This window comes from Parabacteroides sp. TM07-1AC (assembly GCF_003480915.1).
Taxonomy (GTDB): Bacteria; Bacteroidota; Bacteroidia; order Bacteroidales; family Tannerellaceae; genus Parabacteroides; species Parabacteroides chongii.
This window is the reverse complement of record NZ_QUKD01000011.1, coordinates 176,424-189,500: the sequence shown is the minus strand read 5'-3', so window position 1 is coordinate 189,500 and position 13,077 is coordinate 176,424. Positions and strand designations below refer to the sequence as shown.

The window sequence follows — 13,077 nt, the reverse complement described above, 5'->3', positions numbered from 1 at the left end:
ACGCACTGTAAAAGAAGAAACATCCAACTATTACTTTCTACAAATCAGCAGATTACAAACATGGCATACTATTTGTATCCTATTTGGCATGAAACAGATAAAGAGTTACATAGTATCCATACTCCTTGCCGCACTGGCCACTTTCCCGGCTCACTCGCAGGATACACTACACCTGACCTTGTCAGAGACAGTACGCATCGCCCAGGAGCAATCTCCCCAGGCCATCGCCGCCCGCCATTCTTTCCGGGCTTCTTACTGGAACTGGCGTTCCTACCGGGCAAACATGTTGCCGAGTCTTACTTTCACCTCCGATCCTTCGCTGAACCGGTCGATCAGCTCGGTTACCTTGCCCGACGGAGGGGAAAGTTTCGTACATCGCAATCAGTTAATGATAGATGCCGGTTTAACGATCAACCAGAATATTCCGTTTACCGGGGGTAGCCTCTTCGTAAAAACCGCTTTACAACGGCTGGACCTGTTTTCAGAAAAAACCAGTTCATATAACAGTACACCGGTAGTAATAGGATATGAACAAAACCTGTTTGGATACAATCAGTTCAAGTGGGATCGAAAAGTCGAACCTATCCGCTATGCCGAATCCAAAAAGAATCTGGTGGAAACACTTGAACTGGTTGCCGCACAAGCAACCCAACAGTTCTTCCAACTGGCTACCGCACAAACTAACTGGGAGATCGCACAATACAACTATGCGAATGCCGACACCCTGTTCCAATATGCCAAAGGACGGTATAATATAGGTACAATCACAGAAAACGAAATGTTGCAACTGGAACTGAACCTGTTGACCGAACAGACCAATGTGATGAATGCCCGCATCGAAGTGGACGACTGCATCCAATCGCTACGTAGTTATCTGGGCATCAACAACGCCTCCGAACTAGTGGCCGATGTCAACGGAGAAATACCTCATTTCAGCGTTGAAGTAAAACAGGCATTGGAACTGGCCTACGCCAATAACCCCGAACCTGAATATCTGCAACGTCGCCGTCTGGAAAGTGAAAGCGCCGTGGCACAGGCAAAAGCCTCACGCGGTTTCAAAGCCGACCTTTATATGCAATTCGGTTTGACACAGACCAATGAAAAACTGAAAGAGGCCTATCGGAATCCGCTAGACCAGCAACTGGTCACCCTGGGTATACGCATCCCGATCCTCGACTGGGGTGTCGGTAAAGGAAAGGTAAAAGTAGCTCTCAGTAACCGAGACAAGACATACACGGAAGTAGAACAGTCACGCAACGATTTCGAACTGAACGTCATCAAGATGGTCAAACAGTTTAATCTGCAAGCTGATAAAGTGACCATCGCACAAAAGACAGATCAGACGGCTCAACGCAGAAACGATGTGGCACAAAAGTTATACATCCTCGGTAAATCAAGTATTCTCGACCTCAACGCTTCTATCAGCGAAAAAGATCGGGCACGACGAGAGTACATCTCTGCCTTATATAATTACTGGAGCCTCTATTACGGCCTGCGCAGCATGACCGGATACGACTTCGAGAAAAACAGAGAACTGACATTCGATTACGAACAATTAATGAAATAAGATAATGGATAAACCTATTGAAAAGAAACCCGTATATTACCGTTATCGCTGGCATATTGCCGGAGGTGCAGCCTTTATTATCCTTTTAGTGTACGTTTCTATCGTTGCCTCGGGAGGAAGGAAACTACGCACGGAAGCCGACAACCTCATCATCGGTGAAGCACTGGCGGATAAATTCCTCGAATATGTCGATGTGGAGGGTGTCGTCCAGCCCATTCTGACCATCCAGATAAATGCCCGGGAAGCCGGTAGTGTCGAGCGTATCGTTGCTGAAGAAGGAACGATGATGGATAAGGGCGACACCATCCTGGTCCTGAACAACCCGGACCTGATACGTACCATCGACGACCAGCGCGACGAATGGGAAAAACAATTGATCTCTTACCAGGAAAAAGAGATAGAGATGGAACAGAAAAGCCTGGATCTGCAGAAACAGACACTGCAAACGACCTACGAACTGAACCGCTTGAAAAAGAGCTTTGCCCTCGATGAAGAGGAGTTCCGTATGGGTGTGAAAAGCAAGGCACAACTGGAAGTACAGCGCGATGAATTTGAATATAAAACACAAAGTACGGCCCTGCAACTGGAAGGTCTCCGCCACGACAGTGCCGCTACGATCCTCCGCCGTGAACTGATGAAGAACGACCTGGAACGGGAACGAAAGAAGTTCGACCGTGCCCAGGAACGTATGGAGAACCTGATCGTCCGTGCCCCGCTGGCAGGACAGCTCAGTTTCGTTAAAGTAACTCCGGGACAGCAGGTACAAAGCACCGAAGCTATTGCCGAGATCAAGGTACTCGACCAGTTCAAGATTCATACTTCACTCAGTGAATATTATATCGACCGCATCACGACAGGTCTTCCTGCAACGATTACCTGGCAGGGAAAGAAGTATCCGCTGCGTATCACCAAAGTTGTACCGGAAGTAAAAGACCGTAATTTCGATGTCGACCTCGTCTTCACCGGCGAATCTCCCGATAATGTCCGTATCGGTAAGAGTTTCCGCGTACAGGTCGAACTGGGACAGCCGGAAGAGGCACTGGTCATCCCTCGGGGCGATTTCTTCCAGACTACCGGCGGCCAGTGGATCTATAAGCTGAATGAAGCCGGTACAAAAGCCCGCAAAGTAAATATCAGCATCGGACGCCAGAATCCGCAGCAGTATGAGATCACCGGCGGATTACAAGCAGGCGACAAGGTTATTGTCACCGGATATAGTACTTTTGGCGATGCAGAAGAATTGATCCTGAAATAAAAAAAGAAGAAAAGCAGATACCATGAAAATAATATTACTTGCCATACGCTCATTGAGCCGTTTCCGACTCTATACCCTAATTAACATCCTCGGATTGGCGATGAGCCTGGCATGTGTGATCATCTTATGCAGATACATCCACAGGGAGGTCAACACCGACCATTTTATCAAAGACCTGGACAGGGTTTATTATACCGTACTGGATCGTAATACTGACAAACAACCTTTTATTGCCAGCCGTTCAGACGAGGCACTCCCGGATATAGAGTCCGAGGCAGCCGTGGAAATAAGCAGTACGTTTATCCCTATGGCTCAAGACAGGATCAGCTATAATGACAAGAAATTCAATGTCAGGCTACTGGCAGTAGACAGCAACTATCTGAAAATAGTCACTTATTCCATCCTGAGGTCCAGTCGCAATACGTTATTCACCCAACCGGATGAGGCAGTACTGACCCGGGATTTTGCCCGAAAAGTATTTGGGGATACCGATCCGATAGGCAAAACGATCGTACATGCTTCCGGAAACATCGCGACCGTAACTGGTATCCTCGATGAACCGGGGACACACGTATCCTACCCGTTCGACCTGCTGGTATCAGCAGGGCTACAAGAGAACTGGAGAAGACTTAGTACCCAGCTGGTGCGCCTCAAACCCAACACGAATGCAGACGCGCTCAATAAACGGCTGGATCATTATACGGACGTACAATCCTGGAGATCAGGTATCCGCATGCAGCTATATTCGTTAAAGAAATTCTATTTCGACAAACAGATACGCTGTTACTACGACGCTTGCCAAAAAGGGAATCATTCCCATATCGTCATCCTATCGATCGTTGCCATGCTGTTGCTGATTGTCGGTGTATTCAATTTTGTGAATATTTATACCGTGTTGATGCTGAAACGTGCCCGGGAGTTCGGCATGAAGAAAGTATTCGGAGCAAACATCAGGCAGGTAGCCGTGCAGCTATACCTGGAGAATCTGTTTATGACTACCATCGCCCTTTTCATTGCCTGGATATTCATTGAACTGAGCCGGGATTTTGTCAACGGACTTTTAGGGATACCCTTCATCTCCAACATGTCATTCAGTATCCTGTTGTCATTAGGGATACTGTTCCTGCTGCCGGTCGTCACATCGGTCTATCCGTTCATACGTTACAATTATTCTGCGCCGATCACTTCGTTGCGTTCCATCAACCGGAGCGGAGGGTCTACCGTATCCCGTTCCATCTTTCTCGGGTTGCAATATACAATCACCATCACACTGATCGTCGTTTCCATCTTCTTTATCAAGCAGCTGAACTTCATGCTGAATGCAGACCTGGGATACCGGACGGAACACATCCTGAAAGCACAGCTCCTGCATTCACCCAATTCCGAAAAAGAGGCGGAAGAAGCCCGGCGGAAGGCTAAGTTAATCCACCAGAGAATAAGTACTTCCCCCCTATTCGATCCTTTTATATTCGGTGAACCGCCGTGCAGCGACACGCATTATACGACTCCCATCAAAGTGCCGGGAGGAGAATTCAAAGACATCGTCTGCAAAAGTGTTTCGGATGATTACTTCAAACTCTTCAATATCCAATTGAAGGACGGACGGTTATGGAACAAAGGAAACGAATCATACACGGACTGCAACGTCATTATCAATGAGACGGCACAAAAAGTGTTCAATATAAAAAGTCCGGACAATGCGGTTCTGGAAGCTGAGCGTCCTTTCATTTTCTCTTCGATGGAAGAGTTCAACAAAACCCCGAAATACAACGTAGTGGGCATCGTAAAAGATTTCAGTACCGGTCATTTGTCCAAAGCGACCTTGCCGATGATGTTTTATTATTATGAAGACGATCCCCGCCACCCCTTCATCGCTTATATTCCTGACGGGAAGGAACAGGAGGCTATTGCTTATCTGAAACAATTATATGAAGAGACGGAAGGGGATGAATTTGAGTATACTTTCGTGTCGGATGAGGTACGCAATATGTACGACAAGGATAAACAGGTCACGGGCATTTACACTGTTTTTGCGATCATTGCCATCCTTATTTCTTCGCTGGGATTATTCGGACTTTCCCTGTTCGACGTACAGCAACGTTATCAGGAAATCGCTATCCGCAAAGTGAACGGAGCAACTACATTCTCCATGATGAAGATGCTTCTGCTGAAATATTATATGCTATTGGGAATAGCCTTCCTGGTCGCGGCACCGATCGCCTGGCTGGCTATCAGCCGGTATCTGGAGGACTTCGCCCACAAAGCACCTGTTTCCTGGTGGATCTTTGCCGTCGCCCTGCTTATTACAGCCGGTATATCTTTGGCGACACTGATCTGGCAAATACGGAAAGCGGCACAGACCAATCCGGCTAAAGCAATGAAATCGGAATAAACGAACTTTACAATTTAATGACATGAAAATCATTCTGCTTGCCATACGCTCCTTGATGCGTTTCCGCTTATATACCGTTATCAATGTACTCGGTCTGGCATTAAGCCTCGCCTGCGTGATCATTATCAGCCGGTATGTTTATAGTGAAGCGACGACCGATCATTTCAATAAGAATCATGAACGGATGTTTCTGAGTGTACGCCACTGGGGAGACCAGAAACAGAAAGCTGTTCTTTTTACGACAGATAACGCACTTCTAAAGAAAAATTACGTCAACCCGCTGGATATTCCGGAGATAGAACAAAGAACCTCCTTTGTCTCCATCAGTAATACGGAAATTAAGGTAGATGAGAAACTATTCAAGGCACATATTCTCGCTACGGATACGTTCTTCCTTCGAATACTCGATTACCCGCTGATAGCTGGTAATCGCGAACAATTGTTAAGTACTCCTCAGGAAGCCGTCGTCACCCAGCAGTTCGCCCGAAGACTGTTCGGCAAAGAGAATCCGGTGGGCAAAAGCTTTGACTACAACGGAAATATACTAACCATCAAAGGCATTATCGGAGAAACGGAAACACAAAGCTCACTCCACTTCGACGTGCTTATATCCAAAGCACTGCAATGGCGTTGGCCGCCGGTCAACTACTTCAGCATCGCTCTTGCGCATCCCGGTGTCGACAGCAAGCAGATCAACGAGAAGCTAAAGGGAAACTTTCATAAGGCTGGTAGCAAATCTTTCTTCTTCCAGGTCATGCCTCTCGACAAGCTCTATATGGATAAAGCCATCGATAAAGGGCAGGATACATTCCGGCAAGGGAATGCCGACAGTGTGAAGATACTCACCTTCGTGGCCATACTCCTATTAGTCATCGGTGTGTTCAACTTCATCCATATCAGCTCAGTCGTCATCATCAAACGTGGGCGGGAACTGGGTATGAAGAAAGTGTTCGGGGCACGCCCCATGCAACTCTTCATCCAACTATATGCAGAGAATTGGGTACTGACCGCCATTGCGCTCTTCATCGGATGGGTGTTCATCGAAATCACGCAGCCGATACAGGTAAACCAGTTGGATATTATCGCCACAGTCGGTGCAACTTTCAATCTATTATTAACACTTGGGCTGCTGATCGGACTGCCATTACTCATTACGCTATACCCGTTTTTCAACTATAGCTACCGGCAAACCATCCGTTCACTGCAAGGAATCACACCCGGAAAAAACAAGATAGGCAGCCGCTCGCTCTTCCTGGTTGCTCAATACGTGATCACTTGTTGTCTGATTATCTCTTCCTTGTTCTTTATGAAGCAACTCGACTTCATGCTGAATGCCGACCTGGGATACCGTACACTGGATATTATAAAGGCCTGGTTCATGCGTCCCACTTCCCAAATGAGCTATGGAGAAGAGGACAAAAAACGTTCGGAAGCCGTGTCTTCCGCCATACGGGATGCCATCCAGGCATCTCCCCTCTTCCAATCATTCTCTTATGGGGAAAGCCCGTATGAGTTGGCAGACGATCCGTTCAGCAGGGTAAAGATGCGCGCTCTCGGAGGCGAATGGCACGAAGTGCTTCAAGTGAAGCTCTACAATAGTTTCTTTGATGTATATGAGATTCCGGTTTCAGCAGACCGGTATCCACAGAGTGAAAAAGAAGTGCTGATAAATGAAACTGCCAGGAAGCTATTCAGTCAGCAGGGACAAGCACCTACGGAACTGGAAACAGAGGGGTATGATGGTGTCAATTCATTGCTGATAAAGGGTTTCACTCCGGAATTTCAGGTAGTGCATCTCTCCCAGCATAACCAACCGATCGTTATGACTTTCAAAGATGTACAAAATGAACTGTTCTGGCCGGGGAAACTCATGGCATCTATTGTACCCGGACGCAGGCAGGAGGCAATTCAGTTCCTGAAAGAACTTCATGATAAGACGATCGGGGGAGAGTTCGAATATACTTTTGTTGAAGACGAGATCAGTGCCATGTATGAAAAGGACCGGCTGGTTGCCCGGATTTATTCGGTCTTTACGTTAATCTCCATCCTCATATCTTCTATGGGATTATTCAGCCTTTCTCTTTTTGATATTCAGCAGCGATATAAGGAGATAGCAATCCGCAAAGTAAACGGGGCGACGGTAGAAACGATCATAAATCTGTTATTACGAAAATATTACAGATTACTGGGATTGTCTTTCATCATCGCTACACCTCTTTCCTGGCTGGCTATCACGAAATATATGGAGAACTTTGCCAATAAAGCACCGTTATCCTGGTGGATTTTCGCTGTAGCCTTTCTTATCACCGCCTGCATATCTTTGCTCACGCTGATCTGGCAGATACGGAAAGCAGCACGGACAAATCCGGCGATATCTATCAAAACAGAATGACTTAAAAACAGCCCTATCAACACTGTAGTGCTACTCTTCCCCTAAAACGTAATAGAAAACAGCGCCTCCGCCTGGAACTTGCCGTAATCGATCGGCTGTATCAAGCGTACACCGGTGGTCAGAGGGAAGCTCATGCGGAATACATTCCAGTCGAATATCAGGTCGGTACCGAAAGAACTCTGTGTCGTCCAGTCGCGGCCCTTGGCTGCCTGGTTACGATTGAGGTCGTAAAACAGGTTGGCACGCAGACGGCGGATATACGCCAGTTGTCCGAGACTGAGGTCGGGAGAAAAGATAGAGAAAGCATAATCAGCCTTCAATGCAATCTGCTGACGGGTCTGATACATGAAATTATATCCGCGAGGTTTATCGATCAGATGTTTCGGCAAATACAAGACTTTATCATCCACACTCTGATACTGATATCCGGCACGCACCATCAATCCGTGATTGCGTAGAATACCAGGCCAGTAGGTCGTAAGCCGGGCGGCATACAGACTACCGTAATTTTCCTTGTTGAAAGGCGATTGCAGATATTGCAGACGCAACTGATATCCCCAACGGGGAAGAATATCGCGCAACGCTTTCTTCCGGTAACTGTAGAACAACACCTCCGGCAGGATATATTGGAAATTACTGTATGTACGGCTTTCATATTGCTGATACTTATCAGTGGTAAAAAAGTAAGCCACAGCCGGCTGAATCCCCCGAATATAATGATTACGTGTCAGATTGAAAGGAAGATAAACACGTGCCTCAGCCTCCAATAAAGTCCGCCTTACTGTTTTACCCTGTGCAAATACTTTGCCTTTCTCATCCGTCACCCAGCTAACATCAAACGCTTTTCCACCATAGTCGGCAGCTATGTCAATAACCGGAAACCAGCCTTTATACGTAAACGACAACTTTCCGTGATGCTCTCCCTTACGGTAATACCAACCCGCCTGCATAATAGCCGTATTCAACGTATTCTGTGACAAGACCATAACACCAGGTTTCACGATCGTACTCAAATCGTCCGCACCGGTATTCATTGCTTCCGCCACATCATAATAGAAAGGTGCCCAGCTATGCAGTTTAAACGTATGCAACCCTTTCCGGTAAGGACGCGGAGCAAACTCGACAGGAGCCAGCTCTGCCGAATCGAGATTGAACTGCTCCTGTTCCGTCAGAGAGGTAACCAGCGGAGAATGAAAAGGATCTCCCAAATCCGCCTTTTCCGCTTTCAGGCTATCGACCGGCAATGAACCGATACGGTATCCTTCTGCCTGGTAATCTGAATACAGCAACCGATCCTTTCCGGGAGAGAAAGTCGGGTCGAACGCCCCGAAGCGAGCAGAAGTCAGACGATAGACGGTTGTATCCGGCAGATTCAACGAATAAATATTGTTGGTTCCGTTTGCTCCCGACTCAAAATAGAGTTTGCCGTTATTCCAAAACGGAGCTGTGATGTTGACAGATGTAGTAGCCAACAGTTCACTCCATGCACCGGTTTGTGTATCCAGTTGCAGCAGGCTTATTCCGGTATCAGTAACAGCCACAGCAGTTATCCTTCCGCCATCGCCATAAGTCAGTTCTTTCAGAAAGGCATTATCGGGAACGGTGAAATAACGTTGTTCCTTCCCTGTCTCCAGGTCGACCAGCACCAACTGATTCTCGCCACTTACCGTAAAACGGGAGACGGCAGCCGTACGACTATCCTTATCGATAGCAGGAGCCAGATAACGCTGACGGGGAGTAAGCGTTGTCACCCGTCCGGTCTCCAGGTCATATTGTTTGATAACGGAATAATTCTCATGCGTCCAACGAAGGCCGGGCACGATCTCGGTCCAGTACAACCGTTTGCCAGCCAGGTTCAAACGGCTGTTGATCGTACCAAGATAACACAACCGTTTCTCTTTTCCATTCGTCACCGATACCAGCGAATTGATATCCTGTATCCCCGACTTAACGGCAACGATCGTCGAATCGTTCACTGCCTGCGGATAACGGTAAGAAGCATACATCTTCGGTTTCGGGGAAAGGAAAGCAGGAGTCACAGCCGCCGTATCCATCTTTTCCCATTCGTCTCGCAAGAAATCGAATGTTTCATTGTACAATCCGTCGATACTGATCCCTGCATGATGCTTGAAAGCATTACTGAACATAGGTATTGCGAAGAAACGGTCCACATAACGGGTAGTCGTCTTGTCCCATATATCCGCCCCGAAACGATGGCGGGCAAAAGAGGTCAGGTTGTATCCCAATGCATAATAATCGCCGGTATAATCCTTATAAGATCCTAGATACCATTTATCGAACGAATAATTCCTGCCTTCTCCCAACATCTGAGCACGGTAAGGCATACTAAATTCCGGCAACCGCCCTCTTCCCCCATTCGATAGGAAAGTCTCTGTCCCGACAGCATCTCCCTCCAGAAACCAGCTCGGCATAAAGAAAGCGGCTACTCCCGCAGCCTGCTCACCTATCACGTAATACAACGGTTTGAACCAGCCTCTCATCACCTTGCTTGTCTGAAGGACGTGACGCGATTCATGCAGCACCAGGTGTTTATCCCAGCTTACCCCATCCTGTTTGGAAGACGGTGTCGTGATCAGTTCCATACGGCGCGGTGCCCACGACACCAGTCCGTTGGACGACATATTAGCCGGGTGAAGAATCACCGGAAACTTTTTCTGCATACCGACACCTATCGTCTTCTGCAAATGCGGATAAGCATTCTCCAGATAAAGTGCATACTTATAAGCCATCGAATCATTTCCTTGCGGATAGACCAGATTGTAATGAGGCAACCGAACGATGTTCCATTTGAAACGTGCCGGATCAGCACCGTAATCCAGGAATTGTGCCTGCATGTTTAAACTAGTAAACAGACAGAAGATGACCAAACAGGCAAATCTCGATATCAATATTCGCATTATTTATAGAGTTACAGACCACAAAACTATAAAATATAACCAAGTAGCTTCACTTTTTCTACCGCAAAATTCTACCATCGTGCGCAAACGAACGCTATTCGTGCGGATACACACACCACTCCCAATAGCACACCCCGGATAACACTCACACTATTAACACATTATCCTTTTGGCACATCTTTTGTATTTTCAGTTACAATTATAATAAAGTATTCATGCTTAAACACTATGCATTGATTGCAACACGCAATCTTCTAAAATATAAAATCCAATCGATCGTCAGCATCATCGGTTTGGCGATGGGGTTCACCTGTTTTGCCCTGGCCACTCTATGGATCAGGCACGAAATGACCTACGAGAACTTTCACGAGGAAGCAGAACGCATTTTCCTGGTTCGTAACGAAGACAAAAACAGTAATGAGGGTTTGGCCACAGTCACCCCTTCCCCACTGGCAGCCTATCTGCAGGAAACATTTCCCGAAATAGAACAGGCCTGTAACGTGTCGGACAGTAAAATGGAATTCAAATACAAAGGGATCACTTATCTATCTTATCAGATCCAGATGGATTCCGCCTCCATGAAAATATTCCCGATCCGGTTGGTTAGTGGAAATGCCAATTTCCTTGTCAACGGCAGTAAAGAAATAGCCATCACAGAAGAGCTTGCCGAAAAACTATTCGGAAAAGAGAACCCGATAGGGAAAGAACTAAGCATATACGGTCAGGAAAGTCCCATTTGTGCAGTGGTCAAAGCCTGGGAGCCTCATACAAACATGCCTTTTGAAATAGTAAGAGCCAATTATACGATCCCGGTCTGGTACGCCTGCGGATGGACGACTTTTATCAAGCTAAGGAAAGAGACGGACATCAAGGCTTTCCGTAAAAAGATATATGAGCATACTATTGAAAAAGACAACGCCAAACTGGAACATTTCGTACTGACCCCGATCATACAGATGCGATACGACCATCCCATCCGGGAAGCGACCATCAAATTCAATCACATCCTGTTGTTTGCCTTATCGGGCGGTCTGGTCATCCTTTGTTCGCTGTTCAATTACCTGACTCTGTTCGTCAGCCGGATACGGATGCGCGGAAAGGAAATAGCCTTACGCAAAGTATGCGGCTCTTCAGATAAACATCTGATGGAGTTATTTTCTATAGAATATGTATTAACGCTATTGACTGCTATATTTATCGGGATGTTATTGATAGAATTGATACTACCCACTTTTCGGGAATTATCCGAAATAAAAACGACGACAAACGGAATCTACCTGGAAGCTATCGGCTATTCCCTTTTCGTAGCATCACTGTCGTTCCTTATTTCTCTGCTTCCTATCCATTATTTTCGCCGCCAATCGCTGAATGCAGCAATAAAAGGAACGGAAAAAGGGAAAGGGAAGAATTATTTCCAGAAATTCTTCCTGGTCTTACAGTTTATTATCAGTATCGGATTCATCTTCTGCACGCTTGTGATGATCAAACAGATACATTACTTATCACATACCGACCGTATAGTGGAACGGGGAGGAAGAGCCTCCATCACATTCAGTGCCAAATCGTCCGAAGCCAGCCTGCGGGAAGAACTAAAACAAATACCCATGATAACCGAAGTGCTTTCGGGTAATCACAACTCTTTTATACCTCAAAACGGAGCAAGCTATATTACGGTGAAAGAGTGGGATGATAAGCCTGCATCTGCCGATGAAGTACTTTTGGAGACAATTGCCAGCGGCGAAGGAATATGTAATTATTATAATCTGAAGCTACTGAAAGGCACTATGTTAAGGGATGACGACCGGAAAGAGAAAGTGATGATCAACGAAACGGCCGCCCGTCTGTTTGGCTGGGCAGATCCGATCGGAAAATCTTTCCTCAAAAGCGACTCTACCCGGGCACAGATTATCGGGGTAATACGCGATTTCTGTAAAGATTCGCCTACTATCCCCGTGAAACCGATGGTATTTACAGTACAAGAACTATTCTGGTCTATTAACTCCGGAGGCAATCTCCTTTTCATTTTCCGTGACGGACAATGGAAAGAATGCAAACAACGGATCGAGGCATTGATCAGGGAGAAATATCCGGATTTTACATTCTACAGATTATATAACACAGAAGAAGAGTTCAACAAATTCCTGCAATCGGAAAATGCTCTGATCAAATTACTCGACTTCGTTTCCATTGTCTGTATCCTTATCTCAGTTTTCGGGATATTCTCACTAGTCACTCTTAACTGCGAACAACGCCGGAAAGAGATCGCCATCCGTAAAGTGAACGGTGCAACAGTCGGAACCATCATCCATCTGTTCTTCAGAGAATATTTATTGCTACTTTGCGTAGCTGCAGCCATCGCATTCCCGGTCAGCTATCTGATCATGAAATCATGGCTGGAAAACTATGTTATACAAACAACTATTTCCTTCTGGATCTACCTGATATTATTTATATCTCTTGTCATGATCACAGTCACTTGCATATATTGGCGAATATGGAAGGCTGCAAGTAAAAATCCGGCAGAAGTTATTAAATTTGAATAATACAATATAT

Annotated in this window: 6 protein-coding genes; 5 read left to right on the top strand and 1 reads right to left on the bottom strand. The window is 46.3% G+C overall.

What is annotated here, in order from left to right:
* Window positions 1-88 precede the first annotated feature (88 nt).
* The 4 genes from DXD68_RS19855 to DXD68_RS19840 are packed head-to-tail and all read left to right on the top strand — an operon-like array spanning window position 89 to window position 7,606.
* Window positions 89-1,567, top strand: coding sequence for a TolC family protein (locus tag DXD68_RS19855; RefSeq protein WP_122363229.1), 1,479 nt, complete (start codon window positions 89-91; stop codon window positions 1,565-1,567).
* 4 nt (window positions 1,568-1,571) lie between these two features.
* Window positions 1,572-2,822, top strand: coding sequence for an efflux RND transporter periplasmic adaptor subunit (locus DXD68_RS19850; RefSeq protein ID WP_122363228.1), 1,251 nt, complete (start codon window positions 1,572-1,574; stop codon window positions 2,820-2,822).
* 22 nt (window positions 2,823-2,844) lie between these two features.
* Window positions 2,845-5,214, top strand: coding sequence for an ABC transporter permease (locus DXD68_RS19845; RefSeq protein WP_122363227.1), 2,370 nt, complete (start codon window positions 2,845-2,847; stop codon window positions 5,212-5,214).
* 22 nt (window positions 5,215-5,236) lie between these two features.
* Window positions 5,237-7,606, top strand: a complete 2,370-nt coding sequence (locus DXD68_RS19840) for an ABC transporter permease (protein ID WP_122363226.1) — start codon at window positions 5,237-5,239, stop codon at window positions 7,604-7,606.
* A gap of 41 nt (window positions 7,607-7,647) precedes the next feature.
* Here DXD68_RS19840 and DXD68_RS19835 read toward each other — a convergent pair whose 3' ends face one another.
* Window positions 7,648-10,518: a TolB family protein gene (locus DXD68_RS19835; protein ID WP_199715779.1), complete on the bottom strand. Its 2,871-nt coding sequence runs from the start codon at window positions 10,516-10,518 to the stop codon at window positions 7,648-7,650.
* Between the two features lie 221 nt (window positions 10,519-10,739).
* Here DXD68_RS19835 and DXD68_RS19830 point away from each other — a divergent pair, with 221 nt between their 5' ends.
* Complete coding sequence (locus tag DXD68_RS19830; RefSeq protein ID WP_122363224.1) at window positions 10,740-13,067, top strand: ABC transporter permease; 2,328 nt, start codon at window positions 10,740-10,742, stop codon at window positions 13,065-13,067.
* Window positions 13,068-13,077: the final 10 nt, after the last annotated feature.

Bases quoted from the DNA above. Each gene is read 5' to 3' on its own strand.
- DXD68_RS19855 (WP_122363229.1), top strand. From the start codon at position 89: ATGAAACAGATAAAGAGTTACATAGTATCCATACTCCTTGCCGCACTG.
- DXD68_RS19850 (WP_122363228.1), top strand. From the start codon at position 1,572: ATGGATAAACCTATTGAAAAGAAACCCGTATATTACCGTTATCGCTGG.
- DXD68_RS19845 (WP_122363227.1), top strand. From the start codon at position 2,845: ATGAAAATAATATTACTTGCCATACGCTCATTGAGCCGTTTCCGACTC.
- DXD68_RS19840 (WP_122363226.1), top strand. From the start codon at position 5,237: ATGAAAATCATTCTGCTTGCCATACGCTCCTTGATGCGTTTCCGCTTA.
- DXD68_RS19830 (WP_122363224.1), top strand. From the start codon at position 10,740: ATGCTTAAACACTATGCATTGATTGCAACACGCAATCTTCTAAAATAT.